This is a genomic window from Vibrio sp. LB10LO1 (assembly GCF_010092875.1).
Taxonomy (GTDB): domain Bacteria; phylum Pseudomonadota; class Gammaproteobacteria; order Enterobacterales; family Vibrionaceae; genus Vibrio; species Vibrio campbellii.
This window is the reverse complement of record NZ_JAADJW010000057.1, coordinates 1-16,026: the sequence shown is the minus strand read 5'-3', so window position 1 is coordinate 16,026 and position 16,026 is coordinate 1. Positions and strand designations below refer to the sequence as shown.

General features: G+C 46.6%; 17 protein-coding genes and 4 tRNA genes. 9 read left to right on the top strand and 12 right to left on the bottom strand.

The features are described from left to right. Window positions 1-133: 133 nt before the first annotated feature. The 8 genes from GXP65_RS23890 to lolB form a co-directional block, all read right to left on the bottom strand. Window positions 134-208, bottom strand: a tRNA-Gln gene (locus GXP65_RS23890). A gap of 31 nt (window positions 209-239) precedes the next feature. Then, window positions 240-324, bottom strand: a tRNA-Leu gene (locus tag GXP65_RS23885). Between the two features lie 39 nt (window positions 325-363). Further along, a tRNA-Met gene (locus GXP65_RS23880) sits at window positions 364-440 on the bottom strand. 285 nt (window positions 441-725) lie between these two features. Further along, window positions 726-1,817 carry a redox-regulated ATPase YchF gene (gene ychF, locus GXP65_RS23875; protein WP_005449255.1) on the bottom strand — a complete coding sequence of 364 codons (1,092 nt, stop codon included), beginning with the start codon at window positions 1,815-1,817 and terminating at the stop codon, window positions 726-728. A gap of 10 nt (window positions 1,818-1,827) precedes the next feature. Next, window positions 1,828-2,418, bottom strand: a complete 591-nt coding sequence (gene pth, locus GXP65_RS23870) for an aminoacyl-tRNA hydrolase (RefSeq protein WP_005438598.1) — start codon at window positions 2,416-2,418, stop codon at window positions 1,828-1,830. Between the two features lie 151 nt (window positions 2,419-2,569). Then, complete coding sequence (locus tag GXP65_RS23865) at window positions 2,570-3,514, bottom strand: ribose-phosphate pyrophosphokinase (protein WP_005449254.1); 945 nt, start codon at window positions 3,512-3,514, stop codon at window positions 2,570-2,572. A gap of 27 nt (window positions 3,515-3,541) precedes the next feature. Beyond that, a complete protein-coding gene (gene ispE / locus GXP65_RS23860) occupies window positions 3,542-4,414 on the bottom strand; it encodes a 4-(cytidine 5'-diphospho)-2-C-methyl-D-erythritol kinase (RefSeq protein WP_162093876.1) in 873 nt (290 codons plus the stop codon). Next, complete coding sequence (gene lolB, locus GXP65_RS23855; protein ID WP_012127200.1) at window positions 4,411-5,049, bottom strand: lipoprotein insertase outer membrane protein LolB; 639 nt, start codon at window positions 5,047-5,049, stop codon at window positions 4,411-4,413. The genes ispE and lolB overlap by 4 nt, the downstream gene beginning before the upstream one ends. 134 nt (window positions 5,050-5,183) lie before the next feature. On the opposite strand from lolB, the gene hemA reads away from it, so the two are divergent. From hemA to ybaK, 8 genes are all read left to right on the top strand, one after another. After that, a complete protein-coding gene (gene hemA / locus GXP65_RS23850) occupies window positions 5,184-6,440 on the top strand; it encodes a glutamyl-tRNA reductase (protein ID WP_010650925.1) in 1,257 nt (418 codons plus the stop codon). A gap of 29 nt (window positions 6,441-6,469) precedes the next feature. After that, on the top strand, window positions 6,470-7,558 hold the full coding sequence (prfA, locus tag GXP65_RS23845) for a peptide chain release factor 1 (RefSeq protein ID WP_012127201.1): 1,089 nt from the start codon (window positions 6,470-6,472) through the stop codon (window positions 7,556-7,558). 4 nt (window positions 7,559-7,562) lie between these two features. Continuing rightward, window positions 7,563-8,420 (top strand): peptide chain release factor N(5)-glutamine methyltransferase, encoded by an 858-nt coding sequence (prmC, locus tag GXP65_RS23840; protein WP_038891614.1) that lies wholly within the window; start codon window positions 7,563-7,565, stop codon window positions 8,418-8,420. 40 nt (window positions 8,421-8,460) lie between these two features. Then, window positions 8,461-8,844: a SirB2 family protein gene (locus GXP65_RS23835; protein WP_010650919.1), complete on the top strand. Its 384-nt coding sequence runs from the start codon at window positions 8,461-8,463 to the stop codon at window positions 8,842-8,844. Between the two features lie 5 nt (window positions 8,845-8,849). Beyond that, window positions 8,850-9,659 carry a SirB1 family protein gene (locus GXP65_RS23830; protein ID WP_005535723.1) on the top strand — a complete coding sequence of 270 codons (810 nt, stop codon included), beginning with the start codon at window positions 8,850-8,852 and terminating at the stop codon, window positions 9,657-9,659. A 52-nt stretch (window positions 9,660-9,711) separates the two neighbouring features. After that, complete coding sequence (kdsA, locus tag GXP65_RS23825) at window positions 9,712-10,563, top strand: 3-deoxy-8-phosphooctulonate synthase (protein WP_012127204.1); 852 nt, start codon at window positions 9,712-9,714, stop codon at window positions 10,561-10,563. Between the two features lie 304 nt (window positions 10,564-10,867). Further along, window positions 10,868-12,529, top strand: a complete 1,662-nt coding sequence (ushA, locus tag GXP65_RS23820; RefSeq protein WP_162093875.1) for a bifunctional UDP-sugar hydrolase/5'-nucleotidase UshA — start codon at window positions 10,868-10,870, stop codon at window positions 12,527-12,529. A gap of 90 nt (window positions 12,530-12,619) precedes the next feature. After that, complete coding sequence (ybaK, locus tag GXP65_RS23815) at window positions 12,620-13,093, top strand: Cys-tRNA(Pro) deacylase (RefSeq protein WP_162093874.1); 474 nt, start codon at window positions 12,620-12,622, stop codon at window positions 13,091-13,093. Window positions 13,094-13,157: 64 nt separating this feature from the next. Here the strand turns inward: ybaK and rluF are convergent, their stop codons facing one another. The 3 genes from rluF to GXP65_RS23800 form a co-directional block, all read right to left on the bottom strand. Next, window positions 13,158-14,312: a 23S rRNA pseudouridine(2604) synthase RluF gene (rluF, locus tag GXP65_RS23810; protein WP_162093873.1), complete on the bottom strand. Its 1,155-nt coding sequence runs from the start codon at window positions 14,310-14,312 to the stop codon at window positions 13,158-13,160. Window positions 14,313-14,415: 103 nt separating this feature from the next. Beyond that, window positions 14,416-14,997 carry a DNA endonuclease SmrA gene (gene smrA, locus GXP65_RS23805; RefSeq protein ID WP_038891618.1) on the bottom strand — a complete coding sequence of 194 codons (582 nt, stop codon included), beginning with the start codon at window positions 14,995-14,997 and terminating at the stop codon, window positions 14,416-14,418. A gap of 133 nt (window positions 14,998-15,130) precedes the next feature. Then, complete coding sequence (locus GXP65_RS23800; RefSeq protein ID WP_010650907.1) at window positions 15,131-15,271, bottom strand: DUF3149 domain-containing protein; 141 nt, start codon at window positions 15,269-15,271, stop codon at window positions 15,131-15,133. 260 nt (window positions 15,272-15,531) lie between these two features. On the opposite strand from GXP65_RS23800, the gene GXP65_RS23795 reads away from it, so the two are divergent. Further along, window positions 15,532-15,608: transfer RNA gene (locus GXP65_RS23795), tRNA-Pro, on the top strand. A 39-nt stretch (window positions 15,609-15,647) separates the two neighbouring features. On the opposite strand, the gene GXP65_RS25150 is transcribed toward GXP65_RS23795, so the two are convergent. Then, on the bottom strand, window positions 15,648-16,026 hold a 379-nt coding region (locus GXP65_RS25150), incomplete at its 5' end, for a hypothetical protein (protein WP_205455624.1).

Below are 16,026 nucleotides of genomic sequence, written 5' to 3'. Positions count from 1 at the left end.
CCTGTGACCCCATCATTATGAGTGATGTGCTCTAACCAGCTGAGCTACGTAGCCATCTTTTTGAGCGAGACAATATAAACCTTCACGCTCTAAGTGACAACCCTTTTTATCAAAGGAATCTCACTTTAAATAATGGCAGGTCTACCTGGATTCGAACCAGGGAATGGCGGCATCAAAAGCCGCTGCCTTACCGCTTGGCGATAGACCTGCAGGCAGTAGTCGTAAAACTACTTAAAACATGGTGCGGAAGGAGAGACTTGAACTCTCACACCTTGCGGCGCCAGAACCTAAATCTGGTGCGTCTACCAATTCCGCCACTTCCGCATCTATTCCTAATTGCTCTTAAAAAAGAACCTTTAGGAATGGTGGCTACGACGGGATTCGAACCTGTGACCCCATCATTATGAGTGATGTGCTCTAACCAGCTGAGCTACGTAGCCAAAACCATGTTTTCTTGTTCTCTTCGCTAAGTTGCCTTGTCGTCGGGAACGGCGCGCATTATGCGAAGTTGAGTGAGATCCGTCAACAGTTTTTTTCAATAAATCCTGCAAAATCCATCGTTCGCTTCCTTTTTAAACAAAGAGGCGCGTTTATGATCTAAAACTGGAAATAAAATGGCTTGCAGTAAGGGACTTAATTTCTTGTCTTTTCTGAAAGGTATAAAAAAAGCCAGCACTATGGCTGGCTTTTTATGTAAATGAAGTGTTTAGAATTCATTCACTTAATTATACGTTGAAGCGGAAGTGTACAACATCACCGTCTTTAACGATGTATTCTTTACCTTCTAGACGCCATTTACCTGCGTCTTTCGCGCCGCTTTCACCGTTGAATTGGATGAAATCGTCGTAACCAACAACTTCAGCACGGATGAAGCCTTTTTCGAAGTCTGTGTGGATCTTCGCTGCCGCTTTTGGTGCCGTAGCGCCAACAGGGATAGTCCATGCACGAACTTCTTTCACGCCAGCTGTGAAGTAAGTTTGTAGGTTCAGTAGTTCGTAACCTGCGCGGATAACGCGGTTTAGACCAGGTTCTTCGATACCAAGGTCAGCTAGGAACTCTTCACGCTCGTCATCTTCTAGTTCAGCCATTTCTGATTCAATAGCTGCACATACAGGAACAACAACGTTGTTTTCTTTCGCTGCAAACTCACGTACTGCGTCTAGGTATGCGTTGTCTTCAAAACCATCTTCGTTCACGTTAGCGATGTACATTGTTGGTTTTAGCGTTAGGAAGTTTAGGTAGCCAATTGCTGCTAGCTCTTCTTTTGCAAGATCAACAGTACGCGCCATGCCACCTTCTGTTAGTACAGGAAGCAGTTTTTCTAGAACGGTTAGTTCGAATTTCGCGTCTTTGTCACCGCCTTTTGCTTTCTTAGCGTTACGCTGGATAGCGCGTTCACAAGAATCAAGGTCAGCCATCGCTAGCTCAAGGTTGATAACTTCAATATCTTCGATTGGAGATACTTTACCTGCAACGTGAACGATGTTGTCGTTTTCGAAACAACGTACAACGTGGCCGATTGCGTCAGTTTCACGGATGTTCGCTAGGAATTTGTTACCTAGACCTTCACCACGAGATGCACCTGCAACTAGACCAGCGATGTCTACGAATTCCATTGTGGTAGGCAGAACTTTCTGTGGGTTAACGATCTTTGCTAGAGCATCTAGACGTAGATCTGGCACAGGAACCACACCAGTGTTTGGTTCAATGGTACAGAACGGGAAGTTTGCTGCTTCAATACCCGCTTTAGTTAGTGCGTTAAACAGAGTTGATTTACCAACGTTAGGTAGACCAACGATGCCACATTTAAAACCCATGATAGTAACCTTATTCAGCTTTGAACGTGTGGAGGCGATTTTGTGCTTTTGATAGGCCATCCTTAATTAGGATGTCTAGACAGCGCACTGATTCGTCAGCTGCGGCGTCTAGTAGCTCTTGCTCTTTCGCTGGAGCTTTGCCTAGTACAAAACCCGCCACTTTATCTTTGTGTCCCGGATGGCCAATGCCGATACGAAGACGATAAAAATCTTTGTTATTGCCCAGTTTGCTAATGGTGTCACGCAGACCATTGTGGCCACCGTGACCGCCACCTTTCTTAAATTTAGCGACACCTGGCGGTAAGTCTAGCTCGTCGTGAGCAACCATGATCTCTTCTGGCTTAATTTGGTAAAACTTCGCAAGTGCTGCGATCGCTTTGCCAGATAGGTTCATGAAGGTAGTTGGGATTAGCAAACGGAGATCCTGGCCATTGACCATAATGCGTCCTGTTAGGCCAAAGAACTTTGGTTCATTCTTCAGGGTAACGTTGTGAACGCGTGCTAGTTCTTCTACAACCCAAGCGCCCGCATTGTGGCGAGTTTTGGCGTATTCTGGTCCCGGATTAGCAAGACCAACAAGAAGTTTGATTGGTTGAGTCAAGGTTAGGATCTCTCTGGAATCTCAAAAAGCGCAGTATGATAGCACAGAATTCTCGCAGTGGGCGACCAAGGGATTTTCTGCCTATCGATACAAATAAAAAAACACCCCATAGAGGGGTGCTTTTGAAATCAGTCTAACTGAAATGTTCGGATTAGTTGAACATTGCAGAGATTGACTCTTCGTTGCTGATACGACGAATCGCTTCAGCTAGCATGCGAGAAAGGCTTAGTGTAGTTACTTTGCCAGTTGCCGCCATCTCTTTAGATAGAGAGATAGAGTCAGTTACGATAACTTGGTCAAGAACAGAGTTCTTAATGTTGTCCGCAGCGTTACCAGAGAATACAGCGTGGGTTGCGTAAGCGAATACACGCTTAGCACCGCGCTCTTTTAGCGCTTCAGCTGCTTTACATAGTGTGCCACCAGTGTCGATCATGTCATCAACGATCACACAGTCACGACCTTCAACGTCACCGATTAGGTTCATTACTTCAGAAACGTTTGCACGTGGACGACGCTTATCAACGATAGCAATATCGATATCGCCTAGTGCTTTTGCAGTTGCACGAGCGCGAACAACGCCACCTAGGTCAGGAGAAACCACTACAGGGTTTTCTAGACCACGAGATTGCATGTCTTCTAGAAGTACTGGCGTACCGAAGATGTTATCAACTGGTACATCGAAGAAGCCTTGGATTTGCTCTGCGTGTAGGTCGATAGTCAGAACGCGGTCTACGCCAACGTTAGATAGGAAATCAGCAACAACTTTTGCAGTGATTGGCACACGCGCAGAACGTACACGACGGTCTTGGCGAGCGTAGCCGAAGTAAGGAATTACTGCAGTGATACGACCTGCTGAAGCACGGCGCATTGCATCAATCATAACAACCAATTCCATTAGGTTGTCGTTAGTCGGTGCACAAGTGGATTGAATGATGAAAACATCACTACCACGAACGTTCTCGTTGATTTGAACTGCAACTTCGCCATCAGAAAAGCGAGAAACAGATGCATCACCAAGAGAGATGTAAAGACGATCAGCAATACGTTGGGCTAGTTCAGGTGTTGCGTTACCAGCAAATAGCTTCATATCAGGCACGGTGGAAACCTCGGGTTTGCGTCCAGTTTAAATAGGTCGGTGTGAGGCTGATTGGTATTCAGCCAAAGTCTCTTTTAGTGGCGAAATATTTCGCCCTTGAGCGACAAATGCCGAGACTTTATCAGAGAGTTGTGCAAGGATAGTTTCTGCTTCGGATTTGCTCGAAAATTCAGCAAAAACGCAAGATCCTGTCCCCGTCAATCTTGACGGCGCGTATTGTAGCAGCCATGAAAGTTGCTTATCAACCTCTGGGTAGAGCATTCGTACAATTTTTTCGCAATCGTTTACGCTTGGCGTGTTTAAAAGCGTTTCTAAATCGCGTTTTGGCGTATTTCGGGTCAAATCTGGATGTCTGAATATGTCGGCAGTTGCAATGGAAACGTTCGGGCGTACCACTAAATACCATTTCTCATCTGGATGGGCGGGAGAAAGTTTCTCGCCAACACCTTCAGCAAATGCGGAAAAACCACGCACAAATACTGGCACATCCGCACCAAGTGCAAGGCCAATTTCGGCTAACTCGTCATCACTCAGATTGGTTTGCCATAGGTAATTAAGCGCAACCAACGCCGTTGCTGCATTGGAAGAACCGCCGCCAATTCCGCCGCCCATCGGTAGGATCTTATGTAGATCGATATGTGCACCGTATGAGCAGTTCGCGAAACGTTGAAGTGCAGTTGCTGCTTTCCAGATCAAGTTGTCTTTTAGAGGAACACCTTCGATCTCTGGCGAAATCGTGATCTCACCAGAATCGTTTGCTTGAATGGTTAGCTCATCGCCGTGATCGACGAATTGGAATAAGGTCTGTAACTCGTGATAGCCGTTTTCTGTTCGGCCATTAATATAAAGAAAGAGATTCAATTTCGCTGGTGATGGCCAGCGGGTTGAAAGATCGATCATTGGGTGATGTTCCATTTTGTGATCACTAAATTAATTTTTACGTCAGATGTGCTCAGTCTTAACTTGTTCGGCAGCGGCAAGGTCTGCTCATGCCATTCAATGTCACCGTAACGCTGATAAGCGATGTTCCAATCATTCAAGCCAATCTGTTTATCCAGTGCTTGGAGGGTATTGGTCGGTGATAGTTGGAAAGAGTCGGCATCTGTAGGTAAGCCAAGTAGCCAATCAGGTAAATGGTCAACTGGCATCATTAAGCCGGTTAATCGGTAAATCAGTTGGTTAGCATCACGTGCGGAGAGGACTTGGTCGTCGTAAGTTTCGACCGTCGCACCTTGTGGGGTAATGGTGAGCTTTAATGCGGTTTGACCAAGTAGAGTCGTTAAACGCAATTGACTTAGAGCGGAAGAGTGCTTCCAGAAAAAATTCAGGCTTTGTCTTTGATCAGGGCCAATATAGCCAAGTTTGCCTGTAGCTTGAAAGTTATCAATGGTTTCCAGTCGCTGTTCATGCGCTTGCCACTCTACGCTGGTGACACTTTCAGGAACAGAACTACAACCCGCGAGTACTATGCTCGATAAGAGCAAGATGAGAAAGGAGCGTAAGGTCATGTTTGATGGCTTATTAATCAGTTTCATCGGTAATCGCTCACAACTATAGCATTGAAAAGCCGAGCGAAGGAAAACAAATCCGGCTTACCCTTTCAATAAATGCGTGCTTACAGTAAAATTCTGAACCTATTTTATAACCGATCTCAGAGATACCACGTTAGATGTCCTTGCTTGCTATTGGAATCAATCACAATACAGCGTCTGTTGACTTGCGAGAGAAAGTGGCGTTCGGACCCGATAAATTGGGCCCAGCACTTGAGCAACTCAGAGAGCACGAAGCCGTCAATGGCAGTGTGATTGTTTCTACCTGTAACCGTACCGAAGTGTACTGCGACGTGAAGCAAGGAGCGCGAAATAAGCTTATCGACTGGCTAGCCCAGTTCCATCAAGTTAATCAAGAAGACTTGATGCCGAGCCTTTATGTCCATGAAGAGCAAGCGGCGATTAAGCACTTGATGCGTGTTTCTTGCGGCCTTGATTCACTGGTACTTGGTGAGCCTCAGATTTTGGGTCAGGTAAAACAAGCGTTTTCTGATTCCCGAGATCATCAGGCGGTGGATACGTCGATTGATAAGTTGTTCCAAAAGACTTTTTCAGTCGCAAAACGTGTTCGAACAGAAACTGATATTGGTGGTAACGCGGTGTCGGTGGCTTATGCTGCCTGTACATTGGCGAAACACATCTTTGAATCACTGTCTGACTCAACGGTATTGTTGGTTGGTGCGGGTGAAACCATCGAACTGGTGGCGAAGCACTTAGCGTCTAACGGCTGTACTAAGATGATTGTTGCTAACCGAACGCGAGAGCGTGCTCTTGGTTTGGGTGAGCAATTTGGCGCAGAAGTGATCAGCTTGAATGAAATTCCTGACCATTTACCAAGGGCAGACATCGTCATCAGCTCAACGGCGAGTCCATTACCTATTATTGGTAAGGGCATGGTAGAGACTGCGTTGAAGAAACGTCGTCATCAGCCAATGCTTTTGGTGGATATTGCGGTCCCACGTGATGTGGAAGCGCAGGTGGGTGAATTGAGTGATGCTTACTTGTACTCGGTGGATGACTTACAGTCGATCATCGATAGCAACATCGAACAACGTAAAGTAGAAGCGATTCAAGCAGAAGCGATCGTCAGCGAAGAAAGCGCGGCATTTATGACGTGGCTGCGTTCACTCCAAGCCGTGGACAGTATTCGTGATTATCGCAAATCGGCTAACGAAATTCGTGAAGACTTACTAAGTAAGAGCCTACAATCATTGGCAACCGGTGCAGACCCAGAAAAAGTGCTGCGCGAGCTTAGTAATAAACTCACCAACAAACTGATTCACGCTCCAACTCGTGCGCTGCAAAGTGCAGCTGAGCAGGGCGAACCAGCAAAATTAACGGTTATCCGCCAGACCCTTGGTTTGGATGATCTGTAACTCACGCTTTTTATTAAGAAAACGACACTATGAAAGCCTCTATTCTGACTAAGCTAGAAACGCTAGTAGAACGTTACGAAGAAGTTCAACATCTTCTTGGTGATCCTGATGTAATTGGAAATCAGGATAAATTCCGCGCTCTATCAAAAGAGTACTCTCAGCTAGAAGAAGTTACTAAGTGCTTCCAAGCATATCAACAAGCGCAAGACGATCTTGCGGCTGCTGAAGATATGGCGAACGAAGACGACGAAGAAATGCGTGAAATGGCGCAGGAAGAAATCAAAGAAGCAAAAGAAGCGATCGAGCGTCTGACTGATGAGCTACAAATTCTTCTTCTTCCGAAAGATCCAAACGATGACCGTAACTGTTTCCTAGAAATCCGTGCAGGTGCGGGTGGTGATGAAGCGGGTATCTTCGCTGGTGACCTGTTCCGTATGTACAGCAAATACGCAGAAAAGCGTGGCTGGCGTATCGAGGTTATGTCTTCAAACGAAGCAGAACACGGCGGCTACAAAGAGATGATCGCGAAAGTGAGCGGCGACGGCGCCTACGGCGTGCTGAAGTTTGAGTCAGGCGGTCACCGTGTACAACGTGTACCAGCGACAGAATCTCAAGGCCGTGTTCATACTTCTGCGTGTACCGTAGCGGTTATGGCGGAAATCCCAGAAGCGGATCTGCCTGAAATCAAAGCAGCAGACCTAAAAATCGATACATTCCGTGCATCTGGCGCGGGTGGTCAGCACGTTAACACCACTGACTCGGCAATCCGTATTACCCACTTACCAACTGGTACAGTAGTAGAGTGTCAGGATGAGCGTTCACAGCATAAGAACAAAGCGAAAGCGATGGCAGTACTTGCTGCGCGTATCGTTCAAGCGGAAGAAGAGCGTCGTGCGGCAGAAGTGTCTGACACACGTCGTAACCTACTAGGTTCTGGTGACCGTAGTGACCGTATCCGTACTTACAACTACCCACAAGGTCGTGTTTCTGACCACCGTATCAACCTAACCATCTACCGTTTGAATGAAGTGATGGAAGGTGACCTACAAAGCTTGATCGACCCAGTTGTTCAAGAGCACCAAGCAGACCAACTAGCGGCGCTAGCTGAGAACGGCTAATCGAATGAGCCAAGTTCAATCTATTGAGCAAGCACTCAAAAGTGCGACGGCAATTCTGACAGAAGGCGGCAAAGAGTCGCCTTCTCTCGATGCAGCTGTCCTTCTTTGCCATGTCCTTGGCAAACCACGAACCTACCTACTGACCTGGCCAGAAAAAGCATTAGAAGCAGAGCAACAAGCTCAGTTCGATGACCTTTTAGCGCGACGTATTGCTGGTGAGCCTGTGGCTTACATCATCGGTGAGCGTGAGTTTTGGTCGCTGCCACTTAAAGTCTCTCCATCCACGCTGATCCCAAGACCAGACACTGAACGTTTGGTTGAAGTCGCATTGGATAAAACTTACGAGCAGACTGGACCAATTCTTGACTTGGGTACTGGCACAGGGGCGATTGCGTTAGCGCTCGCGTCTGAGATGCCGAAACGCCAAGTGATGGGCGTTGACTTAAAGCAAGAAGCAAAAGAGCTTGCCGAGTACAACGCGTCGCAGTTAAACATCAAAAATGTGACGTTTGATCAAGGTAGCTGGTTCGAACCTATTGTCAGCGGAACAAAGTTTGCTTTAATTGTCTCCAACCCACCGTATATCGACGAACAAGATCCGCATCTCTCTCAAGGTGATGTGCGATTTGAGCCAAAATCTGCGCTGGTCGCTGATGAAAATGGTTTGGCAGATATTCGCCATATCTCTGATCTTGCACGTCAATATCTGGAAGAGGGTGGGTGGCTCGCATTTGAACATGGTTATGATCAAGGCGACGCCGTTCGTGAGATCATGACGAACTTTGGTTATGAGCAAGTAGTCACGGAAAAAGACTATGGTGGTAATGACCGAGTGACGCTCGGTTGTTACAAGCCTCAATAATAACGAGCAAGTCAGCAGTAACTTATAAAAGAGAAAGAAAATGTACGTAGCTCTAAAACACATTCACTTAGTAACGATCGCATTGAGCGCGACGCTACTATCGATCCGATTCGCGTTGTTGATGATGGACTCTCCAAAACGCAACAATCGCTTCTTGAAAGTTTTCCCACACATTGTTGATACGGCGCTATTGCTGTCAGGTATCGGCCTAATCATGGTGACTGGTTTCATTCCGTTTACGGATGCTGCGCCTTGGCTAACCAACAAGATTACATGTGTGCTTGCGTACATCGCTCTTGGTTTCTTCGCTTTGAAAATGGCGAAAAACAAGCTGCTGAGAATTTTTGCCTTCTTTGGCGCTCTAGGCTGGTTAGTCATGGCCGCTAATATTGCCGTATCTAAAAATCCAAACCTATTTGGGTAATCTCAATGCTTGAGTTTTTTGACGAAGATTTTGACAACATGGCGTTGGTGGAAGGCGCGTTAGAACTGAACCATTCCATCAACCCAGACACTAATGTGCATTGGGCAAAACTTGAACTAGAACGTCTCTACGAAGAGGCCGAAGCGATTCTGGTTCATGAGACGGACGAAGAGCAGCGTTTTGACTCTTTCTTGCGCCTATTCTTTTACGAATGGGGCTTTAAAGGCGATGAACAAGAATACTTTATCTCTGACAACAGCTTTATCGACAAGGTGTTGGAGCGTAAAAAAGGCATTCCGGTAAGCCTTGGTGCCATCTTGCTTTACTTAGGCAACCGTCTTGGCTTCCCGATGAAAGGGGTGACATTCCCGACTCAGTTTTTGATCAAAGTGGATTGGATGCACAAAACACCAGACTACATTAACCCGTTTAACGGTGAGTATGTTGGTGAGAAAATCCTTCAAGCTTGGTTGATTGGTCAAGAAGGCCCACTGGCAACATTGAAGCCTGAACACTTTGAAGAAGCGGACAACCCGACAGTGATTGGTCGTTGGCTCGCGTTAATTAAAAGCGCGATGCTACGTGAAGAGCGTTACACACTGGCGCTGCGATGCACCAATCTCGCACTGACTTTCGTACCGGATGACCCATACGAGATTCGTGACCGTGGTTTCATCTTCCAGCAGTTAGAGTGTCATCAGGTGGCGGTTTCAGATTTTCAGTACTTTATTGACCAATGCCCAGACGATCCGGCATCAGAACTACTAAAATCACAAGTTAACGCCATGAGCGAAAAGCACGTTACGCTTCACTAATTTTATCGGCATGCTCAAACGGCGTGCCGAAGACAGACAAAAGAGAATCAAAATGGAACAGAAAATCGTTAATATTGGCGACATTCAGGTTGCTAACGACAAGCCATTCACCCTATTTGCAGGTATGAACGTTCTTGAGTCTCGTGATCTTGCTATGCAGATCTGTGAGCACTACGTAAAAGTGACGGACAAGCTTGGCATCCCTTACGTATTCAAGGCGTCGTTCGACAAAGCAAACCGCAGTTCTGTTCACTCATACCGTGGCCCTGGCCTGGAAGAAGGCATGAAAATCTTCCAAGAGCTGAAGGATACATTCGGCGTGAAGATCATCACTGACGTTCACACAGAAGCACAAGCTCAACCAGTGGCTGACGTCGTTGACGTTATCCAGCTTCCTGCATTCCTAGCTCGTCAAACTGACCTTGTAGAAGCGATGGCGAAAACAGGTGCGGTTATCAACGTGAAGAAACCTCAGTTCATGAGCCCTGGCCAAGTAGGTAACATCGTTGAGAAGTTTGCAGAGTGTGGTAACGAAAACATCATCCTTTGTGAGCGCGGCTCGTGTATGGGTTACGACAACCTAGTTGTAGACATGCTTGGCTTTGGTGTGATGAAAAACGCATCGAAAGGCAGCCCAATCATCTTTGACGTAACGCACTCACTACAAATGCGTGACCCATCGGGCGCGGCATCTGGCGGTCGTCGTGAGCAAACGGTTGAACTGGCGAAAGCAGGTCTAGCAACAGGTATTGCCGGTCTGTTTATTGAAGCGCACCCGAACCCAGATCAAGCACGTTGTGATGGCCCATCAGCACTGCCTCTAGACAAATTAGAACCGTTCCTAGCGCAAATGAAATCGCTAGACGATCTAATCAAGAGCTTTGCAGACATCGATATCAAATAATCGGTTACTGTGAATGTCTGAATGAAATGGTCAGCCTATGTGCTGGCCATTTTTGTATAGACACATTCATTCTGCCTCACTATCCTTTTCTCGCTTCCTTACACCACCTTGATTATGTCTATAATTTGCTTAGATTTAAGGCTATCTAACTTGTCAGCAGCAAACTGCGTCGCAGAAACATGAAATCAATATTTTAGTGTTTTACACTAGTGCTAAGTTTGCGCGTTTTAACCCAGTGAGAGGACCGTTTCTTGGCTACTGAGCGCGCAATGCAGTGGACCCCAGACGATAAAAAGGTAAAACAATGAAGCAACGCCTGATTGTAAAGACCGCTTTGAGCGCGGCTATCTTGGCAACTCTTGCCGGATGTGCAGCGCAACCAGCACACGAATGGAATGAAGACACAACTTACAAACTGACCGTACTGCACACCAACGACCACCATGGTCGTTTTTGGCAAAACAAGTACGGTGAGTACGGCATGGCGGCACGTAAGACGCTGATTGATGAACTGCGTGCAGAGATTCAAGCCGAAGGCGGTAGCGTGCTTCTACTATCAGGTGGTGATATCAACACAGGTGTGCCTGAGTCTGACCTGCAAGATGCTGAGCCTGACTTTAAAGGCATGAGCAAGATTGGTTACGACGCGATGGCACTGGGTAACCATGAATTCGATAACCCACTGGAAGTGTTGTTCAAACAGCAAGAGTGGGCAAACTTCCCAATGCTGTCTGCCAACATTTACGACAAAGAAACCGGCGAGCGTCTGTTCCAACCTTATGCCATGTTCAACAAGCAGGGCATCAAGATTGCTGTGATTGGCCTCACGACAGAAGACACGGCAAAACTGGGTAATCCAGAGTACATCGGCGAGGTTGATTTCCGCGACCCGAAAGAAGAAGCGAAAAAGCTGATTGCTGAACTAAAGCAAACTGAAAAGCCAGACCTTATCTTTGCAGTGACACACATGGGTCACTACGAAAACGGCAACCGTGGTGTGAATGCGCCTGGTGATGTGGCCTTGGCTCGCTACCTAAACGAGGGTGACTTGGACATGATTGTGGGTGGCCACTCACAAGAGCCTGTATGTATGGAAGGCCCTAATGTCATTAAGAAGAACTTTAAGCCGGGCGATGAATGTAAGCCAGATGAGCAAAACGGTACTTACATTTTGCAAGCGTACGAGTGGGGTAAGTACGTTGGTCGTGCTGATTACGAGTTCCGCAACGGCGAACTATTGATGGTGAGCTACGATCTGATTCCGGTTAACTTGAAGAAGAAAATCAAAGTGAACGGCGAGTCTCAACGTGTATTGGTTCAAGATGAAATTGCACAAGACTCGGCAATGCTGGATTTCCTTCGTCCTTACCAAGAAAAAGGTCAGGGTCAGTTGAATGTGAAAATTGCTGAATCTAACGGCAAGCTGGAAGGTGACCGCAACGTTGTTCGTTTCCAACAAACCAATCTTGGTCGTTTGATTGCAACTGCCCACATGGAGCGCGCTAAAGCGGATTTCGCTGTGATGAACTCGGGCGGTGTGCGTGATTCGATTGAGGCCGGCGATATCACCTACAAAGACGTTCTGACGGTTCAGCCATTTGGCAACATGGTGTCTTACATCGATATGTCGGGTAAAGAAGTTCTTGATTACTTAAATGTTGTAGCGACGAAGCCCGTTGATTCTGGTGCTTACGCTCAGTTTGCTGGTATCTCAATGACGGTTGAAGATGGCAAAGTATCGAATGTCTTTATTGGTGAAAAACAGCTTCGCCTAGATGGTCAATACCGCTTTACCGTACCAAGTTACAACGCGTCAGGTGGTGATGGTTACCCGAAAGTGAATACTCATCCGGGTTACGTCAACACGGGATTTACGGATGCAGAGGTACTGAAAGAGTTCTTGGAATCACACAGCCCAATTGACGTAAACGAATACGCGCCTTCTGGTGATATTGTTTACAAGTAAAAAGCGATTGACTCAAAGTCGCTGATACCATTAACTTAAAGCGCTGCTCCTCACTCAGAGGCAGCGTTTTTTTTTATAAGGAGAATCTTGATGACTCCGGCCATTAATCTTGCGAAAAAGAAAAAAGTTACACACACCATTCACCAATACGAGCACGATCCAAGAGCAGACAGCTATGGATTAGAGGCGGCTGAGGTATTGGGACAAGATCCAAAGAAAGTATTCAAAACCTTGTTGTTCTGTTTGAACGGCGAGCCAAAGAACCTTGCGGTTGCGATTATCCCAGTTGATCAAAAGTTGAACCTAAAACTGGCGGCGAAAGCAGCGAAGGGCAAAAAGGCCGATATGGCCGATCCGGAAATTGCGCAAAAGACCACAGGATATGTTGTTGGTGGGATCAGTCCCTTAGGCCAGAAAAAAGCGCTGCCAACTTTTTTACATGAGAGCGCAACAGAGCAAGACACCATCTGTGTAAGTGCAGGTAAGCGTGGTTTAGAAATCGAGTTAGCACCGAAAGATTTACTGAGTCTAACTCGCGGTCAGTTTGCCTCTCTTTGTTTGTAAAAACATGACAAATAAAAAGGACGCTCATGAGCGTCCTTTTTTGATCTTGCCAGTCAGTGAAGCATTACTTCTTCAGACTCAATGTACCACCAGTGCGTTTAGCTGGTTTGCTTGGCTTCGCGGCATTTGGATTCATGTAATGCTGCTTCGGCTTACTCGGTGATTGAGGTTTGTTTGCTGAGTGCGTATTGCTCGATGCATCTGGTTTACGCTGCGATTTACCATGCTCGCCTTGCGGTCTGCTGCGTTCACCTTGTGGTTTCGCTTTGTAATGCTCTTTTGCTGGGCGTCCATCTTCATCATCACGTTGACGACGCTGTTGGCCTTTTTTCGAGTTCGGAGCATGACGGAATTCATCCGCGTTGTTACCACGGAACGTGCGTGTTTTTTGGTTGCGGCGCGCCGTTGAACCTTGGTTCTCTTCACGACTATCGTACAGCTTCGCGTCGGTCGCTTTACGAATGTTGCGGCCTCTAGAATCTGTTTTCGATGCTTCTTCTGTGCCCACAGAGCCTTCGCACATTGCTAGGATCTCTGCCACTTCGTCGTCACTCAGGTAACGCCATTTACCGTTAGGAATGCCATCAAGTGAGATGTTCATAATACGTACGCGACGCAGCTTGAATACTTCGTAGCCTAGCGCTTCACACATACGACGGATCTGACGGTTCAAACCTTGAGTCAGTACGATACGGAAAGAGAATTTGGTCTCTTTCTCTACTTTACAAGGCAGAGTAACCGTATCGAGGATCTTCACACCGCTCGACATCTGCTTGAGGAATTCACCCGTGATTGGTTTGTCGACACGTACTACGTATTCTTTCTCGTGGTTGTTACCCGCACGCAGAATCTTGTTTACGATGTCGCCATCGTTAGTAAGGAAGATCAAACCATCGGAAGGTTTATCCAGACGACCGATAGGGAAGATACGCTTTTTGTGCCCGATGAAATCAACGATGTTACCCGGAATATCACGCTCAGTAGTACAAGTGATACCGGTTGGTTTGTTCAACGCGATGTAAATTGGTTTTTCTTTCGCTGCAACAGGGTTGCCATCAACACAAACATCATCGCCTGGCAGTACTTTTGTGCCCATCTCTGGTTGTTGACCATTAATAGTGACACGGCCTTGCTCGATAAGACGGTCTGCTTCACGACGCGAGCAAAAGCCCGTTTCGCTGATGTATTTGTTTAAGCGTTTTGCGTTGTCTTGTGACATGTGAGTCTCCTAACGTTTCACAACGGCGGTTAATAGAAGTGCCTGCTGCGAATTAAAGCAGCAAGGCGAGATAAGGTCGGGCATTCTAGCACCGAGAATCCGGTTAGCCTAAACGTTTTTGATGACGTTCACGCGTCTCCATTTTCTTTTCAGCACTCTTTCTTAATAGAACGTACACAGCACCACTGCCACCGTGGAATCGTTGTGCACTGTGAACACATTGCACTTCTCGGATTTGTTGTAGCCAACTCGCGACAAAACTCTTCATTAATGCTGGTGGATTCGAGCGTTCGCCACGGCCATGAACGATCACCACGGTACGGATATCCATCTCAATACATTGTTTGAGGAATTTAACGACTTCGTCACGCGCTTCTTTTAGCGTTTTACGGTGCAGATCAAGTCGAGCTTGGATCGGGTACTTACCAAGGCGTAGTTTGCGGTATACGCCATCTTGTACACCATCGCGTTTGAACTCGATAAAGTCATCAGGTTTGAGCATTTCTGCATGGTCAATCGACAAGTATTCAGGATCATCTTCAGTGAGCCAAATCGCGGCTTCGCGCTTCGCCAATTGAGCATCTGTCACGTGATGCACTTTTTTATGGTTAGCGGTGTCTTGGTCGATAGGTTTTACATCGCCCATCATCTGTTGGAACAGATCAAAATCGTCGTCTTGAGACATAACGGCAATCTCATAAAGAACAGGGTAGGAATAGTAAGATTATATCAATGAGTAGTGTATTGGGATCAAATAAAAAACCGGAGTGGGCAAGTAACCAACTCCGGTGCAAAGCGTTTCTAGAGCTAAGCGAGATCTAGTGAGGAGATTTGTCGTTCATAACCTTGTACACGAAGAAACCGCCGTAAAACAGCATTAGACCAATTGCCCCAAAGATTACAATCATTGACGATAGTCCCACCGCATTACCAAATAGGAGATCAAGCCAAAAGTCCATATGTTTCCTCCAAGATATTTCCGACATGGACAACGTTAATGGGTGGTGTTTTTTTGCACACTGATCTGGATCAATTATGTTGCCGAGGTTAATAATCTGTATTTTATTGTGGGTTCTTAGTCACATTTCACGTGCTAGTGTTCAGTAAATCATCAAACGAATTAAGACATTACGTTTTTTTGTAAAAAGCGCTTGCGTCTCTCTAAAGAATCCGTAATATACGCATCCGTTGACGGGGATAAGTCCTCAGTTAAACATTTCGGTGAATAGCGCAGCTTGGTAGCGCATCTGGTTTGGGACCAGAGGGTCGGGGGTTCGAATCCCTCTTCACCGACCACTTTTAGAAAGCCTGCTCAATGAGCAGGCTTTCGTCGTTTCAGCGGTCGAAAATTTGGCTTTGATAGTAGCGAACCAAATGGGGTTCGCCTGAAGTTAGAATATGGCTCTTCATCGACCGTATTAGAGAAAGCCGCAACAGAAATGTTGCGGCTTTTTGCGTTTTACGGCTTTTCTGATTCGAGAACGCTTCGCTTCGGGAACGGACTTCGTCCTTCGAGATGCGAGATAGGGAAACGCTACGCTCCGAGAGTTGGGAGCGCTTCGCTTTAGGAATCGAGAGGTACTCGTTGAGGGTATAGAGAAAAGGAATTTTTATTAAGAAGGTGTTGACGGAACTTGTTCCTAGAAAAGCAAAATAAAGTCGAATCCCGAATCCCGAATCCCGAATCCCGAATCCCGAATCCCGAATCCCGAAT

Coding starts and splice junctions, on each gene's coding strand:
- prmC (WP_038891614.1), top strand. CDS start 7,563: ATGAGCCAAGTTCAATCTATTGAGCAAGCACTCAAAAGTGCGACGGCA.
- ybaK (WP_162093874.1), top strand. CDS start 12,620: ATGACTCCGGCCATTAATCTTGCGAAAAAGAAAAAAGTTACACACACC.
- kdsA (WP_012127204.1), top strand. CDS start 9,712: ATGGAACAGAAAATCGTTAATATTGGCGACATTCAGGTTGCTAACGAC.
- rluF (WP_162093873.1), bottom strand. CDS start 14,312: ATGTCACAAGACAACGCAAAACGCTTAAACAAATACATCAGCGAAACG.
- GXP65_RS23830 (WP_005535723.1), top strand. CDS start 8,850: ATGCTTGAGTTTTTTGACGAAGATTTTGACAACATGGCGTTGGTGGAA.
- prfA (WP_012127201.1), top strand. CDS start 6,470: ATGAAAGCCTCTATTCTGACTAAGCTAGAAACGCTAGTAGAACGTTAC.
- lolB (WP_012127200.1), bottom strand. CDS start 5,049: ATGAAACTGATTAATAAGCCATCAAACATGACCTTACGCTCCTTTCTC.
- ychF (WP_005449255.1), bottom strand. CDS start 1,817: ATGGGTTTTAAATGTGGCATCGTTGGTCTACCTAACGTTGGTAAATCA.
- hemA (WP_010650925.1), top strand. CDS start 5,184: ATGTCCTTGCTTGCTATTGGAATCAATCACAATACAGCGTCTGTTGAC.
- smrA (WP_038891618.1), bottom strand. CDS start 14,997: ATGTCTCAAGACGACGATTTTGATCTGTTCCAACAGATGATGGGCGAT.
- GXP65_RS23800 (WP_010650907.1), bottom strand. CDS start 15,271: ATGGACTTTTGGCTTGATCTCCTATTTGGTAATGCGGTGGGACTATCG.
- ushA (WP_162093875.1), top strand. CDS start 10,868: ATGAAGCAACGCCTGATTGTAAAGACCGCTTTGAGCGCGGCTATCTTG.
- ispE (WP_162093876.1), bottom strand. CDS start 4,414: ATGATCGATCTTTCAACCCGCTGGCCATCACCAGCGAAATTGAATCTC.
- GXP65_RS23835 (WP_010650919.1), top strand. CDS start 8,461: ATGTACGTAGCTCTAAAACACATTCACTTAGTAACGATCGCATTGAGC.